The sequence below is a fragment of the Deltaproteobacteria bacterium genome, from assembly GCA_016931625.1.
Classification (GTDB): domain Bacteria; phylum Myxococcota; class XYA12-FULL-58-9; order XYA12-FULL-58-9; family JAFGEK01; genus JAFGEK01.
In genome coordinates this window covers 1-17,126 of sequence record JAFGEK010000208.1, presented here as the reverse complement: position 1 = coordinate 17,126, position 17,126 = coordinate 1, and the positions used below count along the sequence as shown (strand labels likewise).

Sequence of the window (17,126 nt, the reverse complement as noted above, 5' to 3'; positions counted from 1 at the left end):
TGATATTGCAAAACATTTTGGATCCCCGCTTTCGCGGGGATGACGTTATATTTGCTATAATTGGAAATCATAAGGACTTTTGCAAGTAGCTCAATAAAATGTTTATTTCTTTGTTATAACCAAGCCACTGGTAAAATCCTTAAAAAAATTAGTTCTATTGAATCACTTTGGTGTTCGTCGACACTGCAGGAGCAACAACAATATATGGCTGCAACTTTTTAAAAAGCCGCCGTCCGATACCTTTCACTTTAATTATATCTGCAATACGTTTGAACTGACGCTTAGTGCGATATGTCATGATTGCTTTAACTCGAACCTCACCAATACCAGGTAACTGCATTAGTTCAACTTGGCTTGCTTGATTTATATCTATTGGTTTTTCAAGAGGTTTTGCACCCAATACCGTAAACACTATCATCAAACTAAGTATAAAAGCAGCCGCTATTTTGCTTAGTTGGCGCATGTCTCAACCTCTTTTTTTTCATTATTTGCTGTGTCATCACGTCGTAAATCGATATCACGTACATGCAACCGACCAGAAACCGGCAGGGCATCAAGAATTATATTTATTGAACCATCGCGGTTAACAAAACCCGTACCTATTCTACGCGAAAATGGTTTATCAAGTTTTTCGTTCTCAATAAAAGTATAGACAGCTTTAATCTTGGTATCCATTAATGACCTCCCTCTATATGGGTTATGTCAAAAATGGAAATGCACTTAGTGTGCCAATACTATACTTATAAGAAAACTTAGCAAAATTAGGAAAATATTACATAAGGAAAGCTGACGACTTTAAGAATGTCGCAAAATGCGACAAAAAAAATTAAAAAAATTTTGACAACTATGAAAGCGTACGCCCTATAGCAATAGCAATATCACGTGTTTGCTTCATTAAGTCTTGAAATTCATGTGGTCGTAATGATTGATGACCATCAGAAAGCGCAACTTCAGGATGAGGATGTACTTCAACTATTAGGCCATCCGCACCAGCGGCAACCCCTGCACGAGCAATAGCAGCAACATGTTGACGCAAACCTATACCATGAGATGGATCAACAATAACTGGAAGATGTGATAATGACTTAAGCAACGGTACAGCGTTAATATCTAGCGTATTGCGGGTCATGGTTTCAAAGGTACGTATGCCGCGTTCACAAAAAGCTACATTATGGTTGCCTTTAGCTACAATATATTCAGCCGCCATCAGCCATTCTTTGATAGTAGCCGATAAGCCACGTTTGAGTAAGATCGGCTTATTAAGTGTTCCCAAACGCTCGAGGAGCGAATAATTTTGCATATTACGCGCACCAACTTGTAAAACATCGGCATAATCCGCAACCAAAGGGACTGTTTCGGTATCTTTAATTTCGGTAACTATCTTTAAACCGGTAGCCTCACGAGCCTTGGCTAATAATTTAAGGCCCTCTTCACGTAAGCCCTGAAACTCATAGGGACTAGTTCGTGGTTTATAAGCGCCACCACGTAAAAAAGTAGCCCCTGCTGCTTTTACTGCATACGCAGCCTCTAAAATCTGCTCTTCTGATTCAACCGAGCATGGTCCGGCCATCACTATAACGTTTTTGCCACCTATTTTTTGACCATCAACATCAATAATTGTGTCTTCTTCGCGAATTTCGCGCGATACCATCTTAAACGGCTGAGTAATACGTAAGGCCTCAGCTACCCCTGACATATCAGCAAATTCTTCAGGGTCATGCCCAGAAGTATTACCAATAACAGCAACCACTCGACGCTCAACCCCAGAAATTGGTTGTGGCGTGAGGCCAAGACTTCGAATTTTCTGCATTACCGCTTCGAATTCCTCTTGAGTGGCATTGGGTTTCATTGCAACGAACATAACTTCAATCTCCTGATCCGAAGTTTTTCTATCTTGATAAGTGCTATCAAAACCAAACTTAACTGCACGAATTGCACACCCTGAGTCTGCTCGCAAGATCAATAGACTATTTGTACATCATGCAATATTTTTATATTGATGTGACCACATTATTTTGTTATTGTGACTACATGCGTATTGGTATACGAGCCCTCAAGGCAAATCTATCAAAATACCTAAAAAGGGCTGCCAATGGTGAATTGATCTTGGTCACTGATCGAGGGGAATCCATCGCCTTACTTGGCCCAATTCCTGGGCGTTTAAATCTTGATAAGGGTATTGCACAAAAATGGATTCGCCCTGCTCAAGGTGGCCCACATCGTTCTGCCATTCGTACTAAACCAAAATTATCTACACAAGCAGCATTGCTAGATGACCGAGGGGAGTAACTATTAAATATGCCCCTTTATGTTGATACTAGTGCTCTTTTAAAACGCTATATTGCCGAGCCTGATAGTGATATTTGTGAGCAATATCTTTTAGCTGAACCTATTTGGATTAGCGCTAGGCACACCAGTGTTGAGATCCGCCGCAATCTGTCACGCTTATTAGAAGGTGAAGCATTAGCTCAAGCGCATGAGCAATTCACAACCGATTGGCAGAATATTAATGTAATCGAATTAGATGAACTTACTTGCGAAATTGCCGCTGAAATTGCCGAAGCTACACTAGCACGGTCACTTGATGCTCTGCATCTGGCAGCAGCAATACGAGTTGGCAAAGATTCTTTACGTTTTCTTACCTATGATATTCGCCAAGCCCAAACTGCGCGTCTATTAGGATTTAACATTGTTGGCAGCGTTTAACCATGTTCGTTTCAATATATAAGAAAAAAAATTATTTAACGATTGCAATAATTGCATGCGTTATAACATTTTTTCTCTGGCTAGTCCTACCACCAATAGATATTTACCGTTATGCACATAGTGCCCCAAAATCATGGGCAATCTTACAGCAAACTAAAGAAAAACATCCAAAATTGCGTATACGTCATCATTATAAGCCGTTAAAAGCAATTGCCACTGCTTTGGCTTTCACTGCCATTATGGGTGAAGATGTTGATTATTTGGGCCATGGGGCTTTTGATTTTGCTGCCATTCGCGAAGCATTAAAAGAATGGTTGATTAAAGGCAAAAAGCTTCGTGGTGCTTCGACTATAACTCAACAGTTAGCAAAAAACCTTTACCTTTCACATGATCGATCCTGGTGGCGTAAACTACGCGAAGTTCGCTATGCTTTCTGGCTTGAAATTGTTTTAAGCAAACGTCGAATCCTTGAGCTTTATTTAAATATTATCGAATTGGGGGAAGGCATCTATGGTGTCGAAGCTGCAGCGCAGCATTATTTTGGTCTACATGCTTCCCAATTAAATTATCAGCAAGCCGCCGAATTAGCTGCAAGTATCCCTTCGCCTAAGAAACATAATCCCCATACACGCACCGCAGCTTGGTACAGACGTCTACAAGCGATTAACCATCGTATGCAAAATTTCTCGTGGGTGCGTGATCGTTTAACCGCGTATACAATTGCGCCTAAACGGCAAAAAAATAGCGCAGATACCCAACCACTAGCTCAGCCTAAAATTGAAAATGCTAATCAGTCACCAGCACCTTCGGTTTCTGGTCCAGCAGAAGACCCAGCAGCTGGAGCTTCACCCGCAGCAGAAGAAGCTAATGCTTTTTGAACTACTTTAGTGTCACCAAATTGGCTTTTAGCTAAATCCCAATACTGGGCAGCGCTATCATCTTTACGTTCGGCCAAAGAAATCGCTCGACTAACTACACGTGCAGCAGCAATCTCGCGGCTATCGGTTTCAAGCTTGCTAGTTTCAACCCATACGGTACGCGTATAAGAATAATTGACCTCACTAAAAGTATCATCATTGCTCTTTTTAATAATATAAAGCAGCGATCCAGGAGCTATAACGGTTTTGCTAGGAGCAAGAAAATCCGGCCGATTAAACGTCTTTACTTCTTCTAATACTGTGGCCATGGATACCCCTTCAGCGATCAATAAGGCTTTAGATTTTATCCACCCATCAGTACCATCAGAAGCTTTAACCTGAGTCCATTCACCGTCTTTTTTTAAAAGCTTCACTTCTTCACCACGATAAAGCGATGCTTTCCAGTTATTTTCTTTTTTGTGAGTCTCAGGATTTTCAATTTTGCGATCATTAGTTGCTTGCTTGAGTAACGAGGATGATTGCAAAAGATACGCAGCTTGTCCCTCAACTATTGGTTCTTCAGCAGGTTTTGACGCCACCGCCGTAGTTGAGTCAGTATCATCAGACGATTTCGTATTAGCCGTAGTTGTTTCACTTTTGCTGCATGCCGCTAATAAACTAACTAATGCCAAGAAAAAAAACCGGCGCATGTAATTCCTCCAAGAATTTTAAATGTGTTAAGGATATGCCACATATGTTTTATGTGGCCAAGGGTATTAATAGTAAAAAATAGGTGATTCATTTAACCCTTACTAAAGAAAAGTAGGTAAATATAGAGTATGTTGGTAAATTGCTGTCATACTCATTTATGAGGAAACCATGAAATATTGCTGCTTATGTTTGAGCATTATGCTTTCACTTGCTGCATGTGGTAAAGATAATAATGAAACTGAGGATAACTATCTTACTTCTGCTTGCAAAAATTTTCCAGCACCTACCATAAAAGCTGCCACTAACATTGCAGGACCGACTAGTGAACCTAATAGTTGCAGATTGCCAATAAAACAAAGTTCGCTGCCAATAAGTAGAGTGCAGAATTTAGGTACTCACACTGTCGGTGATGATGTTGCTTTCACCATCCCAAAAAATACAGCTAGTTTTAGCATTGTCTTACAAGCGGTTGACGCTTCAATTGATTATCTGACCTTTGCTGACAACAACCAATCAATAGAAATACCAAATTACGTCGTTCCCTTATATATTTACGATCCAAGCTTTAGTGTTTTTTATAACGATACCCTAATAGTTTCCCAACCTGTAGAAGCTGATGCTTACGTTATGTCATTTGCCCAAAATACCGGAACCATAACCTTTCCTAACACTGCCGCAACAATTAACGATTGGAAAACTAATGGCGCGCCATCTGGCACCTGGCATCTTACCGTTTCTGATTGGGCTTATGAGTGTGCAAAATTTGGTACTGAAATTGGTTGCGTTTCTAGTGGCAGCACTACCAATACTTATGAAGTTACAGTAATTCTCGGTCAAAGTACTCCGGTTGCTAATGCAAAATCCATCGATATTCGTTTTTATTTGGTAACTAATAATTATACTGCCGCCTCAGCAGTAAAGGATGTGGGTGTTTTACGCATGGTTTCAACATTAGAAAAAATTTATACTGCTGCTGGGCTATGTATAAATAATGTTACATTTGTTAATGTGGTTGATTGGGCAAAAGAAAAATATGCCACGGGCATTGATGAAAGTGAGCTAGATCCATGCGATGACTTTGGGCAATTATTTACTTTATCTGAAAGTGGTAATGCCCTTAACTTTTTTCTCGTCGACGACATTCATCAAAGTTCTGGTTCTACGATTTCTACTACTGTAGGTATTGACGGTTCAATACCAGGACCATCAAGTGTAGGCGGTACAGTTAACAGTGGCGCAGTAGTAAATGCCGCAGACATCGGTGCTGGTATTTGTTCAAATAAATTAGACTTTCTTGATTGTGGCGCTGATAAAGTCGCCTACATTACTGCCCATGAAGGTGCTCATTGGATGGGTTTATACCATACCACAGAATCCACTGGTGACATGCATGACCCCTTAACTGATACTTTATATTGTGAATGCAGCAAATGTGCTCCGGCAAATCAAAAAGACAATTGTGGGGTTATGGCAGACGAGCCATATATTCTTACAGATAAAGATTGCATAAGTTATGAATGCGGGGGTAGCAACAATTTAATGTTTTGGCTGTTGGGAGAAGCTTCTAAAGCGCAACTAACCTCACAACAAGGTCAAGTTATGCGCTTAAACCCTGTTGCCTATTAACAAAATTGAGAAAATGTCATGGTTATATTTAGCATATTTATTTCCACTATTTTGCTTTCACCACATCAGCATATTATTCATCACCAACATGCAAAAAATAAGCTATCAATCCTTGAATTATCCGATAGCCAACTAAATAGCCGCATTGAAGCCTATTTAGGCTCCTTTTGCATACCCGTCAAAAAGGCTCAGTGGCAAAGTCTAGGTCAAAGGGCGATTCCAATTCTTGAAACTATTGTTCAAAATGATACCGCTCTTCCTTCACGTCGCACAGCGGCTTTGGCCGGATTAACCGCGCTGAACAGCACAAGCTCAACAACAACAATCCACACGCTAGCTAATAATACCAACGAACATGTATCATTGCGTTTTGCCGCTCTAAGAAGTCTTGCTGCGCTAACCCAACAAGACAAATTAGAGTCAACCCTAAAACCATTTATGATAAGTGCCCATGATGCCCGTATTCGTGCGGTAGCAGCTGAGCAATTAAGTATTCACTCAAAAGGCAGTAAATGCTCGCTTGTTCGCCAACAACTGGCGCGCGAAAATCCAAAATTGCGCCGCATATTTGCTCGTGCTGCTCTAATATGCGGTGATCCATGAAAAATACTTATTTGTTCAAAGAAAATCTGTATAGCAAGCAGATTGTTGCTTGGGTTTGACCAAAGCAGCATGGCGATGCTAGGAGCCAAAAGCTTACCTTAAATATCTGTTTGATGAGGCTAAAAAACCATGGAAGTTCAAGTTGAACAAGTCGGCCAATTTGGGCGCAAACTTTCGATCAACATCCCCAATGATGATGTTAAAAAAACTTTTGATAAAGTAACCAAAGAATTTGCCAAAGAAGCCAAAATTCCAGGTTTTAGGCCAGGTAAAATTCCGTCCGGTGTAGTTGCACAACACTACGGCCCCCAAATAAAAAATGCGGTGCGTGAAAGTTTGATTGAACAGAGTCTTATTAAAGCTATTCACGAAAACAAACTTGCCCCTGTTGGTGCTCCGCGCATTCATATGCAAGAACTCGAACGAGACGTTGATTTTAAATACACTGCTGAATTTGAAGTACAACCTGAAATAGAGTTGAAAACTTATAAGGGTCTCAAAGTAGCCAAAGTTAAAATTGAAGTTAATGAAAGTGAAATTGACACCCAACTTGAAAACATGCGTACCCAAGCCGCACAATTAGTACCGGTATTGATCCGCGATACCGTAGAAAAAGGCGATATCGTCTTAGTTGATTATGAAGGCACTATGGGTGGCATACCCTTTAAAGGTGGCAAAGCCGAAAATGCTCTGATTGAAATTGGTGGTTCTACTTATTTACCGCAAATATCAGAGGGTCTTTTAGGGGCCAAAGTACCTGGCGAGCGCGTGGTGCAAGTTGATTTCCCCGAAGACTATAATGCCAAAGATCTTGCTGGTAAACCTGCCAGTTTTCACATTCGTCTGCGTGAAATAAAAAAGAAAGAATTGCCTGCTTTAGATGATGAGTTCGCCCGCGATGTCGGTGAAGAAAATCTTGTCGCTCTTCGCGAACGTCTTGAACGCGAAATAACCGCCCAAAAAAATCATGAAGCCGAAGGTGAACAAAGACAAAAACTTCTTAAAGCTTTAGCCGATGCTAATCCATTTAATGTTCCGCAAAGCATGATTGACGAGCAGGCAGCTCGCATGGTTGACGCCGCCCACGCACGTTTGGCACAAATGATGGGTCGCCAATTTGAGCTTGGTGAAGAAGAAAAGAAAAATCTGCTTGAAAACAATAAAGAAGGTGCCGAGCTGCATGTACGTAGTGGCATGTTGCTATTTGAAATCGCCAAAGCTGAAAAACTTGAAGTGAGTGATCAAGAAATCGAGACCGAAATCGAAAATATTATTAAGGGATTTGCTGAAAATGCACAGCGTGTACAAAGTTACTATAATGACCCAGATAACCACGAACGACTACGTTACCGATTGTTAGAAGAAAAGGTTATTAAACTGTTATTGGATAATGCTGAATTTTTTGAAGATACTAACGATGCTAAAAAACCAGAAGCATCGGCTGAAGCTGATACAATTTAGTAATATTTTAAAATTATTACTTTAAGTTGGAGTTAATAAAGTTATGACCTTCTATGTTCCTTATGTTTTAGAACAAACCCACCGTGGTGAGAGATCGTACGATATTTGGTCGCGGCTATTAAAAGACCGCATTGTTTTTATTGGCACACCAATTAACGACGAAATTGCCAATTTAGTGGTAGCGCAATTGCTATTTCTTGAATCTGAAGACGCTGATAAAGATGTCAATCTCTATATCAACTCTCCAGGTGGCTCAGTAACCGCTGGTTTAGCAATATATGACGCAATGCAATACGTTAAATCGCCTATAGCTACATGGTGCATGGGTCAAGCAGCTAGTATGGGTGCGGTACTTTTAGCTGCTGGCGCTAAAGGTAAACGTTATGCCCTACCGCATTCTCGAGTTATGATTCATCAACCATCAGGTGGTAGTCAGGGCCAAGCTGCTGATATTGAAATCCAAGCGCGAGAAATACTAAAAATGCGCGAATTACTGGTCGAAATTCTCGCTAAACATTGCTCGCAAAGTCAAGATCGAATTGGCAAAGATGCTGATCGTGACTATTTCATGTCAGCCCAACAGGCTAAAGAGTATGGCTTAGTTGATCATGTACTTGAGAGACGTAGTGATGCTCCTAAATCTGATGACAAGAAATAAGCACGATGGGTAGCTAGCGCAATAGTTGTTGAAGAGTTATCTTCGCATATATAAGCAATAATTGCCTTGCGGAGTTTATGTTTTGGCTAATAAACGTGATCATAGCGGTTCTCTTGTGTGCTCTTTTTGCGGCAAGAGTCAAAAAGAAGTTAAAAAACTCATTGCTGGCCCAACGGTCTACATCTGCGATGAATGTATAGGTCTATGCAATGATATCATGATTGAAGAGCTCTCTAGCGAAGAGCAGGCTGGTCAACAGCGCCAGGTAATTCCTAAACCATCAGAAATTAAAAAAATTCTCGACCAATATGTTATCGGCCAAGAGCGCGCTAAGAAAATTTTAGCTGTTGCAGTACATAATCATTATAAGCGAATTGAAACGCGCATTGGTATGGATGATGTTGAGCTACAGAAATCCAACATTCTGCTGCTTGGTCCTACTGGATCAGGCAAAACGCTATTAGCGCAAACCCTAGCTCGTATTATTAATGTTCCCTTTACTATCGCTGATGCTACCTCGCTAACTGAAGCTGGATATGTTGGAGAAGATGTTGAAAATATTATTGTTGGTCTATTGCAAAATGCTGATGGTGATATTGAACGAGCACAACGTGGCATCGTTTATATTGATGAGATCGATAAAATTGCCCGCAAAAGTGAAAACCCATCAATTACTCGTGATGTCTCTGGCGAAGGGGTGCAGCAAGCACTTTTAAAAATTCTTGAAGGCACGGTAGCCAGTATCCCACCCAAAGGTGGACGCAAACATCCACAGCAAGAATTTTTGCAGATCGATACTACCAACATTCTCTTTATTTGTGGTGGCGCTTTCTCTGGGCTTGAACAAGTTATTGAGCGTCGATTAGGCGCACGTTCAATGGGGTTTGGTGCTCCGATCACCTCTAAACAAAACCATTCGGTAGGCGAAATTCTCTCACGAGTTATTAATGAAGATTTGCTTAAATTTGGCATGATCCCTGAATTTATTGGCCGCCTTCCTGTTGTAGCTACTCTTGAAGAACTTGATGAAGCAGCATTAGTACGTGTTTTAATAGAACCTCGCAATGCATTAGTACGTCAATATAAACGTCTATTTGAAATGGACAATGTACTATTAACCTTTGCAGATGGTGCTCTTAAGGCAATTGCTCAACAAGCTGTCAAACGCCGCACTGGGGCACGTGGTTTACGTGCTATTCTTGAACAAGCCATGCTTGATGTTATGTATGACATTCCTAGTCAAAAAAATATTCGCGAAGTAGTTATCTCTGAGGATGTCATCGCCCGCAAAGAAAAACCACTAGTTGTTTATCAAAAAGAAAAAGAAGCTGTCTAAATTGGTGTCTAATGAATAAAACTAACACGCGTTTGCTTCCACTGTTGCCTTTGCGCGACATAGTTATTTTTCCACACATGATGGTACCGCTATATGTCGGACGCGCAAAATCAATAAATGCCGTTGACGAAGCTATGCGTGCCTCTCAAGAATTATTATTAGTCGCGCAGAAAAAAGCGAAAACCAATGAGCCCGAACCAGAAGATATCTTTACCGTTGGTGCCATTGGCCAAATAATGCAACACATTCGTCGTCCTGATGGCACCGTTAAAATTTTGGTCGAGGGACGTAAACGTTGTCGAATTATTCGCTTTGCTGCGAGCCCTACCTGTCTGTTAGCTGAAATTGAAGAAATTAGAGAAACCCAAGAAGCTTCGATTGAACTTGATGCCTTACTGCGCGCAGTTCATGAAACATTTGATAACTACGCCCGAATCTCTCGTCGACTGCAACCTGACGTTCTACTAAATATTAAGGCTATCGAAGAGCCCGGACGATTAGCTGATACTATTGTAGCTCACCTGCCGGTGAAGCATCCCGATAAACAAGCCATGCTTGAAATGGAATCAGCTCGTGATCGTCTTGAAAAACTCTATGAGCTAATGCAGGGCGAAATTGAAATTTTACAAGTAGAACGTAAAATTCGTTCGCGTGTTAAAAAGCAAATGGAGAAAACCGAAAAAGAATACTATCTCAACGAACAAATGCGCGCGATTCAAAAAGAACTTGGTGAACGCGATGAATTTAAAAATGAAATTAACGAACTTGAAGAAAAACTTAAAAGCAAACAAATAAATGAAGAAGTTCAGCAGAAAATAGAAAAGGAAATTAAAAAACTTCGCATGATGTCGCCGATGAGTGCTGAAGCGACGGTAGTTCGTAATTATATTGATTGGTGTTTATCCTTACCTTGGCAAGAATATTCACAAGATAAAGTTGATATCATACATGCCGAACAAATTCTTGAAGAAGATCACTATGGCTTAGAAAAACCGAAAGAACGTATTTTAGAATATCTAGCTGTGCAAAAACTTGTTGAAAAAATGAAAGGACCTATTCTTTGCTTGGTTGGTCCTCCTGGTGTAGGTAAAACTTCTCTTGCCAAATCTATTGCACGTGCAACTTTACGCAAATTTGTACGCCAATCTTTGGGTGGCGTACGTGATGAAGCCGAAATTCGTGGTCATCGCCGTACTTACATAGGTGCTTTGCCAGGAAAAATCATTCAATCACTCAAACGTGCCGGCACCTCAAACCCAGTCTTTCTGTTAGATGAAATCGATAAAATGTCAACGGATTTTCGTGGTGATCCTTCGGCTGCACTACTTGAAGTTTTAGACCCCGAACAAAATAATACCTTTAATGATCATTATCTTGATATGGACTACGATCTCTCACACATCATGTTTGTCTGTACTGCTAATACTATGCAAGGTATTCCCCCAGCGCTTGAAGATCGTCTCGAAATTATTCGTATTGCTGGCTATACCGAGCAAGAAAAAATGGCTATTGCTAAGCGTTATTTAGTACCAAAACAAAAACGTGAAAACGGTATCGACTCTTTTGCTATTACTTGGAACGACGATGCCACTTCCGACATAATTCAGCTCTATACTCGCGAAGCTGGTGTACGTACACTGGAGCGTGAAATCGCGAGCACTTGCCGTAAAATTGCTCGCGAGGTGGTTAAACAACGCGCTTTAGTTGAAACTAGTTCAGACACTACTAACTCCAATACAAATGATTCACTAAGTTTCAATGTAACCTCTGAGTTAATACGCAAATTTCTTGGTATTCCTAAGTTTCGTCCCGATAAACGTGAAGAAAAAGGCGAAGTCGGTATGGCCACCGGCTTGGCATGGACGCAAATGGGTGGTGAAATTTTACACATTGAAGTTTCAACAATGCCTGGTAAGGGTAAGCTTACTATTACCGGTAAATTGGGCGATGTTATGCAAGAATCAGCCCGTGCTGCTATGAGTTATGTACGCTCACGCGCTAGTGTTTGGGGAATTAAACCTGAATTTTATGACAGTCTTGATATTCATATTCACGTGCCTGAAGGCGCTATGCCTAAAGATGGTCCGTCAGCCGGTATCACCATGGCAGTAGCATTAGTTTCCGCTTTAACAAAAATACCGGTTCGTCCTGATATCGCAATGACTGGAGAAATAACTTTACGTGGCCGAGTACTACCAATTGGCGGTTTAAAAGAAAAAGCTTTGGCTGCTCATCGTGCTGAAATTTGTGAGCTTATTATTCCTCAAGAGAACGCTAAAGACCTTGAAGAAATACCTATTGATATTCGTGAGCATTTTAAATTTCATATTGTTGATCATATGGATGCAGTGCTTAGTCACGCACTTGATTTGCATCGTCCTGACGATTTATTACGCCGTAGTAAAGCTACTGAACCAACCGTAACCGGGGCAAAATCACAAGTTGTTGTTACAGTTACTGGTAGTGATGGTGAGCCATCATCCGTGCAATAATTATCTATAAACAATGCACTACTAATCCATCACGTAATTTTGGTTCAAACCAGGTACTCTTAGGTGGCATTACACAACCAGCATCGGCAATAGCAAATAAATCAGAAATACTAGTTGGATGCATCTTAAAAGCTACAGCCCAGCCATGTTGCACACGTCGCTCTAGCTCTGCATCACCACGAATACCTCCAACAAAATCTATACGTTGATCGCGACGAGGATCACTAATGCCTAGAAGCGGCGCAAGTAATTGCTGCTGCAATAAACTGACATCTAATCGTGCTACTTTATCAGTATCATCCCAACTTCCTGGACGTACCTCTAAACAATACCACTTATTTTCAAGATACATGCAAAATTGCTGCGGCTTAGTAGTTATTGGCTTACTATCACTGACAATAAAACGCTCTCGCACACTGTTAAGAAAATCTGCAGTACTCATACCTGCTAAGTCTTTAGCGATTCGGTTATACGGCAATATCTGCATCTCACTGGCTGGAAATGATACCGCTAAAAAACGTTCATATTCTTGCTGAGAGTCAGGCACTGCACCAGCTACTCGCCTATATTGTGCAAAACGAGCCGCAGCTGCAGAACGATGATGGCCATCAGCTATATAAATATCACCTGCAGCAGCAAATGCTGAAACGATATTTGCAATAGAATCAGAATTATCAATCACCCATAAACGATGTTGTACCCCATCTTCAGCGATAAAATCGTATACTGGTTCATTTGCTGTGACTTGCTTTAATTCTTGAGCAATCGTTTCTGAGTCTTTATGGCACAAAAATACTTTGCCAGTTTGAGCCCCAAGAGCTTGCATGTGACGCACTCGATCATTTTCTTTATCAGGGCGAGTAAACTCATGCTTGCGAATAATGTTTTGTTCGTAATCAGAAACTGCCGCACATAAAACCACGCCAGTTTGTTTATGACTGCCCATTATTAATTGATAAGCGTATAAGCACGGTTGTTCATCTTGTATTAAAATATGATTATCACGTAGAGCAGTTAATGCTTGTGCCCCTTTTTTATACACAGCCTCACTATGTGGATCGATATCAGTAGCTAAATCAATTTCTGGCCTAGTCACATGTAAAAATGAATAGGGATTATTAAAAGCCAACTTTGCTGCTTCGTCACAATTAACTACATCATAAGGTACTGAAGCTACTTGTGCTGCCAATTTTGGTACTGGTCGCAAAGCTCGAAAGGGATATATTGTTGCCATTAACTAAGGGGCCTTTCTAGGGGGCACCCCCTAATTTACACGAGAAGCTTTAATTATTATGATCGCTTCTTTGGGCACATCACGCATGCCGGGAGGAATATTAGCAGTACATTGCTCCTGCGATCTTGAAGGGCAAATACATTCTGAAGCAACAATAGCATCAACTATGCGCATACCATCAATTACTTGGCCGAACACGGCATAACCATATTGTGAATCATTTTGATGATTTAAAAATTCATTATCCGCAACATTAATAAAAAACTGTGCGGTGGCTGAATCAACAATAGCTGTACGTGCCATGGCTAGTGTACCACGTTTATTTGCAACACCATTTTTAGCTTCATTTTTTATTGGCTCACGCGTAGGTTTTTTTGCAAAATCTTTCGTAAAACCACCGCCTTGCACCATAAACCCAGGAATCACACGATGAAAAATCGTGCCATTATAAAATTTAGCATCAACATAATCGAGAAAATTTTTAACACTAATAGGAGCCTTATCAGCAAACAATTCAATAATAATCGTGCCTTTGGTAGTTTCAATTGCTACTCTAGGATTTGTTGCAGCTACGACTGGTAAAGTGGTCATAATGGCCATAATAAAAAGCGCAAGAACTCCATAAAAAAAATTACGCATTGTGTATAACTCCTAGATGAAATAAAGATAGCACTACTTACCCTTAATTGCTTGGTTGTGCTAACAACCCCGCGCCAACCAGCCCAGCTTTATCACCTAATTCAGTATCACGAATTTCAAGCTTGGATAGTGCCGGACGTGCAGTATTATCTTTAATAACTTGTACTATACGTTGGCGTAAAGTTGGTGCTAATACTAATACACCACCACCTAAAATTGCCACGCGCGGATTAAGTATAGTAATTGCATTTGCCGTCGCTAAACCGAGTTTTTCAGCAATATCATTCCACAGAGCATCAGCAGCTTTATCACCATATATACAGGCAGCTTCAATATTGACTGCATTTAATTTACTTAAATCACCTGCCACCGAGTCAAATAATGGGCTCAACAACCCACTTTTCACCTTTTCGGCTAAGAGCTCTGGTAAATGACGACCAGAACTATAAGCTTCAACACATCCACGTTCACCACAACCGCATGCGCGTCCGGTTTTTGGGGAGGCAACTTTAATATGCCCGAGTTCGGTTGCTAACCCATCGGCACCTTCAAGTAACAAACCTTGGCATATTGCCCCCATACCTACGCCGGTACCTAAAAACATACAAAGCACATCTTGCTCACCACGACCAGCACCACAGCGCGCTTCGCCCACCGTTATCGCATCAAGATCATTAACTAACCTAATTTGTTGTCCAAATGCCTCTTTCAGCATGTCACCAAAAGCAACATCTTTCCAACCTAGGTTGGGAGATACTGCCACAATGCCGGTTTTAACCCATAACTGTGCGGCAATACCCATAGCTGCCGGATAAGACAGACCCTTGCTATCCAGCCCTTTTATTAATCCAATAAGTTGAGTGATTACTGCCGCTGGTGTGTAATCTGATAATAAAGCCCGAGCATCCTTAATAATATTACCGTTTTCATCAACCAATGCAGCCCTTGCTGTGGTACCACCCAAATCAATACCTACTGCTAATTTCATGGTAGTTTCTGACGCTCCTTATCTATTTGGTGTTCAAGTTCGCGCAAGCGATCTTTTACATTATCCGCATTAATATCTCTCAATGCATTTTCATATGCGGCTCGATATATACGTTTGGTTTCCACCGCTTTACCTTGAGTAACTTCAGCCATCGCCGCTGCAATTGTTGAGGCAAAAGGTGCGCCAGCAGGGACATTATCGGGCAATAAAACTATTTTCTCTTTTGCATTTGCATCATCAATATCTTCATTAATATCTTCATTTGCTTCTTCGTTGTTATTTTTAGCAACTGTCTGAGAATCATCTTCATTTGCATTAACTTCTTGGGTGTCTGCTTTTGATAAGGTTTTTAATGCCGCCTTTTCATTTTTTTCACTGCTGCTTTGCTCATTTATATTTGGTGTATTATTGCCTTGATTACAACCTGCAAACATACAAATAGCAATGCATATGGCTATTTGTTTCATTGATCAACTCCGGTTGTAATAATACGGGCATTCATGGCCGCGCGCTTCATAGCTATCATAACTTTTTGATGACGCTGTACTTCGTTACGTCGTACTTGTTCACACCATTCTGCCATTTTAGTATCGTCACGCTGATTAGCTATTTCTTCAATTACGTCAAGCTGAGCCAAACGCGAAAAATGTAATTGCATTTCTTTATCTCGTATCCGTTCTGCAGAACTACGCAAATCAACTGGCGCTGGCAGCAACATATCACCGTCTAATACTGAGTCACGTCGAGTTTTGATAGTTTTACGCGGAGGTTTCTTGTTTTTATTAACTGCTGGTTTTTCTTTTGCTGTTACTGGTTTATCCGGCACGGCTGCCATTAAAGGGGTGAATGCAAAGGTCACTATAAAAAATAAAATATAACTGACTGCCAAAAATACTCTTGCCATTATGATTCACCAAGTTTTTTCATGATTGTACTTACACTCTGCATAAAGCTTAAAAAAGCCTGATCGCAAATATAAGTAGTTCAATTTTCAACCAAAATTTCTTCATTTATATAGATTTACATATGGTTTCTATAGGTATCAGGATGGTTTTGGGTTGCCAATTAATATTTTGTCATTTGATCAGTCTAATTTTGAATTGATTTTTTTAATAAAAATGACTATAGTTATGACTATGGTCAGGATAATGACTTTTTAGGTATTACTTATGCGACAAGTATCTAAAAGCGCCTTAAAAGCCAAAATGTTACAATATTTTCGCGAAGTAGAAAAAACTGGAGAAGAGTTAATCGTTACTAGCGATGGTGTTCCTGTACTGAAAGTAGTACCACTAAAGAAAAAAGAAAAAACCAAAACCATATTTAGTAATATTAACGGCCAAGTTAAGTATCACAGCGATATTTTAGCTTCTACGATAGATGAATGGCCTGAAAGCTAATTTACTATGGCTTTTGCTGCGTTAGATACTCATACTTTGCTTTGGTTTACTCTTGATACTCAACATTTATCAGCAAGAGCGCTTGATGCATGTCATCAAATGGAAGAAATGGGCGGTTTAGTATGTTCTATTTCATTGTGGGAACTCGGTATTAAAATAAAACGTGGTGCTTTGACTCTACCTCTCGATTTACCATCATATATACAACGCTTGCAGCGTCTTGATTGGCTTGAAATTATTTCAGTCGATGTTGAGTTATGGTTAGCTAATCTTGCTCTACCATGGGAACATCGCGACCCGGTTAATCGTACTATTGTGGCAATGGCGCAACTTTATAATTTACCACTAGTTAGCAAAGACCAAATGATTGCATCGTTTTATGCAAAAACCATTTGGTAATTTAAAATAGGCCATG

20 protein-coding genes are annotated in these 17,126 nt (G+C 40.4%); 11 read left to right on the top strand and 9 right to left on the bottom strand.

The genetic code is table 11. The features are described 5' to 3' along the window. Positions 1–154 precede the first annotated feature (154 nt). The 3 genes from JW841_17240 to aroF form a co-directional block, all read right to left on the bottom strand. Complete coding sequence (locus JW841_17240) at positions 155–418, bottom strand: helix-hairpin-helix domain-containing protein (protein MBN1962680.1); 264 nt, start codon at positions 416–418, stop codon at positions 155–157. Between the two features lie 32 nt (positions 419–450). After that, the gene (locus JW841_17235) at positions 451–675 is read right to left on the bottom strand and encodes a hypothetical protein (GenBank protein MBN1962679.1); all 225 of its coding nucleotides are present in this window, start codon (positions 673–675) and stop codon (positions 451–453) included. A gap of 169 nt (positions 676–844) precedes the next feature. After that, positions 845–1,861, bottom strand: coding sequence for a 3-deoxy-7-phosphoheptulonate synthase (gene aroF, locus JW841_17230; protein MBN1962678.1), 1,017 nt, complete (start codon positions 1,859–1,861; stop codon positions 845–847). 170 nt (positions 1,862–2,031) lie between these two features. Here aroF and JW841_17225 point away from each other — a divergent pair, with 170 nt between their 5' ends. From JW841_17225 to mtgA, 3 genes are read left to right on the top strand one after another with little or no spacing between them, the layout of a single operon-like run. Then, positions 2,032–2,289: a type II toxin-antitoxin system prevent-host-death family antitoxin gene (locus JW841_17225; GenBank protein ID MBN1962677.1), complete on the top strand. Its 258-nt coding sequence runs from the start codon at positions 2,032–2,034 to the stop codon at positions 2,287–2,289. A gap of 9 nt (positions 2,290–2,298) precedes the next feature. After that, positions 2,299–2,706 carry a type II toxin-antitoxin system VapC family toxin gene (locus JW841_17220; protein MBN1962676.1) on the top strand — a complete coding sequence of 136 codons (408 nt, stop codon included), beginning with the start codon at positions 2,299–2,301 and terminating at the stop codon, positions 2,704–2,706. A 2-nt stretch (positions 2,707–2,708) separates the two neighbouring features. Further along, positions 2,709–3,584 carry a monofunctional biosynthetic peptidoglycan transglycosylase gene (mtgA, locus tag JW841_17215; protein ID MBN1962675.1) on the top strand — a complete coding sequence of 292 codons (876 nt, stop codon included), beginning with the start codon at positions 2,709–2,711 and terminating at the stop codon, positions 3,582–3,584. Here mtgA and JW841_17210 read toward each other — a convergent pair. Next, complete coding sequence (locus tag JW841_17210; GenBank protein ID MBN1962674.1) at positions 3,497–4,273, bottom strand: SH3 domain-containing protein; 777 nt, start codon at positions 4,271–4,273, stop codon at positions 3,497–3,499. The genes mtgA and JW841_17210 overlap by 88 nt on opposite strands. Before the next feature lie 169 nt (positions 4,274–4,442). Here JW841_17210 and JW841_17205 point away from each other — a divergent pair, with 169 nt between their 5' ends. The 6 genes from JW841_17205 to lon all read left to right on the top strand — a co-directional run bounded on the left by JW841_17205 (position 4,443) and on the right by lon (position 12,450). Beyond that, the gene (locus JW841_17205; protein MBN1962673.1) at positions 4,443–5,900 is read left to right on the top strand and encodes a hypothetical protein; all 1,458 of its coding nucleotides are present in this window, start codon (positions 4,443–4,445) and stop codon (positions 5,898–5,900) included. An 18-nt stretch (positions 5,901–5,918) separates the two neighbouring features. After that, on the top strand, positions 5,919–6,503 hold the full coding sequence (locus tag JW841_17200; protein ID MBN1962672.1) for a hypothetical protein: 585 nt from the start codon (positions 5,919–5,921) through the stop codon (positions 6,501–6,503). Between the two features lie 129 nt (positions 6,504–6,632). Further along, positions 6,633–7,964, top strand: a complete 1,332-nt coding sequence (gene tig / locus JW841_17195) for a trigger factor (protein ID MBN1962671.1) — start codon at positions 6,633–6,635, stop codon at positions 7,962–7,964. A 43-nt stretch (positions 7,965–8,007) separates the two neighbouring features. After that, positions 8,008–8,622 carry an ATP-dependent Clp endopeptidase proteolytic subunit ClpP gene (gene clpP, locus JW841_17190; protein MBN1962670.1) on the top strand — a complete coding sequence of 205 codons (615 nt, stop codon included), beginning with the start codon at positions 8,008–8,010 and terminating at the stop codon, positions 8,620–8,622. Between the two features lie 82 nt (positions 8,623–8,704). Continuing rightward, a complete protein-coding gene (clpX, locus tag JW841_17185) occupies positions 8,705–9,958 on the top strand; it encodes an ATP-dependent Clp protease ATP-binding subunit ClpX (protein ID MBN1962669.1) in 1,254 nt (417 codons plus the stop codon). Positions 9,959–9,969: 11 nt separating this feature from the next. Further along, positions 9,970–12,450: an endopeptidase La gene (gene lon / locus JW841_17180; protein ID MBN1962668.1), complete on the top strand. Its 2,481-nt coding sequence runs from the start codon at positions 9,970–9,972 to the stop codon at positions 12,448–12,450. A gap of 4 nt (positions 12,451–12,454) precedes the next feature. Here the strand turns inward: lon and JW841_17175 are convergent, their stop codons facing one another. From JW841_17175 to JW841_17155, 5 genes are all read right to left on the bottom strand, one after another. Further along, positions 12,455–13,684 (bottom strand): DUF1015 domain-containing protein, encoded by a 1,230-nt coding sequence (locus JW841_17175; GenBank protein ID MBN1962667.1) that lies wholly within the window; start codon positions 13,682–13,684, stop codon positions 12,455–12,457. Positions 13,685–13,714: 30 nt separating this feature from the next. Next, a complete protein-coding gene (locus JW841_17170; protein MBN1962666.1) occupies positions 13,715–14,284 on the bottom strand; it encodes a peptidylprolyl isomerase in 570 nt (189 codons plus the stop codon). Between the two features lie 82 nt (positions 14,285–14,366). Next, entirely contained in the window at positions 14,367–15,311 is a 945-nt protein-coding gene (locus JW841_17165) for an ROK family protein (GenBank protein MBN1962665.1), read from the bottom strand. Beyond that, positions 15,308–15,778 carry a hypothetical protein gene (locus JW841_17160; GenBank protein ID MBN1962664.1) on the bottom strand — a complete coding sequence of 157 codons (471 nt, stop codon included), beginning with the start codon at positions 15,776–15,778 and terminating at the stop codon, positions 15,308–15,310. Before JW841_17160 ends, JW841_17165 begins: the two co-directional genes overlap by 4 nt. Further along, entirely contained in the window at positions 15,775–16,146 is a 372-nt protein-coding gene (locus tag JW841_17155; GenBank protein ID MBN1962663.1) for a hypothetical protein, read from the bottom strand. Before JW841_17155 ends, JW841_17160 begins: the two co-directional genes overlap by 4 nt. A gap of 334 nt (positions 16,147–16,480) precedes the next feature. Here JW841_17155 and JW841_17150 point away from each other — a divergent pair, with 334 nt between their 5' ends. Both JW841_17150 and JW841_17145 read left to right on the top strand, forming a co-directional pair. Continuing rightward, positions 16,481–16,711, top strand: coding sequence for a type II toxin-antitoxin system prevent-host-death family antitoxin (locus JW841_17150; protein ID MBN1962662.1), 231 nt, complete (start codon positions 16,481–16,483; stop codon positions 16,709–16,711). Between the two features lie 6 nt (positions 16,712–16,717). Beyond that, on the top strand, positions 16,718–17,110 hold the full coding sequence (locus JW841_17145; protein MBN1962661.1) for a type II toxin-antitoxin system VapC family toxin: 393 nt from the start codon (positions 16,718–16,720) through the stop codon (positions 17,108–17,110). The last annotated feature ends 16 nt before the right edge of the window (positions 17,111–17,126 follow it).

Coding starts and splice junctions, on each gene's coding strand:
- JW841_17240 (MBN1962680.1), bottom strand. CDS start 418: ATGATAGTGTTTACGGTATTGGGTGCAAAACCTCTTGAAAAACCAATA.
- JW841_17235 (MBN1962679.1), bottom strand. CDS start 675: ATGGATACCAAGATTAAAGCTGTCTATACTTTTATTGAGAACGAAAAA.
- aroF (MBN1962678.1), bottom strand. CDS start 1,861: ATGTTCGTTGCAATGAAACCCAATGCCACTCAAGAGGAATTCGAAGCG.
- JW841_17225 (MBN1962677.1), top strand. CDS start 2,032: ATGCGTATTGGTATACGAGCCCTCAAGGCAAATCTATCAAAATACCTA.
- JW841_17220 (MBN1962676.1), top strand. CDS start 2,299: ATGCCCCTTTATGTTGATACTAGTGCTCTTTTAAAACGCTATATTGCC.
- mtgA (MBN1962675.1), top strand. CDS start 2,709: ATGTTCGTTTCAATATATAAGAAAAAAAATTATTTAACGATTGCAATA.
- JW841_17210 (MBN1962674.1), bottom strand. CDS start 4,273: ATGCGCCGGTTTTTTTTCTTGGCATTAGTTAGTTTATTAGCGGCATGC.
- JW841_17205 (MBN1962673.1), top strand. CDS start 4,443: ATGAAATATTGCTGCTTATGTTTGAGCATTATGCTTTCACTTGCTGCA.
- JW841_17200 (MBN1962672.1), top strand. CDS start 5,919: ATGGTTATATTTAGCATATTTATTTCCACTATTTTGCTTTCACCACAT.
- tig (MBN1962671.1), top strand. CDS start 6,633: ATGGAAGTTCAAGTTGAACAAGTCGGCCAATTTGGGCGCAAACTTTCG.
- clpP (MBN1962670.1), top strand. CDS start 8,008: ATGACCTTCTATGTTCCTTATGTTTTAGAACAAACCCACCGTGGTGAG.
- lon (MBN1962668.1), top strand. CDS start 9,970: ATGAATAAAACTAACACGCGTTTGCTTCCACTGTTGCCTTTGCGCGAC.
- JW841_17175 (MBN1962667.1), bottom strand. CDS start 13,684: ATGGCAACAATATATCCCTTTCGAGCTTTGCGACCAGTACCAAAATTG.
- JW841_17170 (MBN1962666.1), bottom strand. CDS start 14,284: ATGGCCATTATGACCACTTTACCAGTCGTAGCTGCAACAAATCCTAGA.
- JW841_17165 (MBN1962665.1), bottom strand. CDS start 15,311: ATGAAATTAGCAGTAGGTATTGATTTGGGTGGTACCACAGCAAGGGCT.
- JW841_17160 (MBN1962664.1), bottom strand. CDS start 15,778: ATGAAACAAATAGCCATATGCATTGCTATTTGTATGTTTGCAGGTTGT.
- JW841_17155 (MBN1962663.1), bottom strand. CDS start 16,146: ATGGCAGCCGTGCCGGATAAACCAGTAACAGCAAAAGAAAAACCAGCA.
- JW841_17150 (MBN1962662.1), top strand. CDS start 16,481: ATGCGACAAGTATCTAAAAGCGCCTTAAAAGCCAAAATGTTACAATAT.
- JW841_17145 (MBN1962661.1), top strand. CDS start 16,718: ATGGCTTTTGCTGCGTTAGATACTCATACTTTGCTTTGGTTTACTCTT.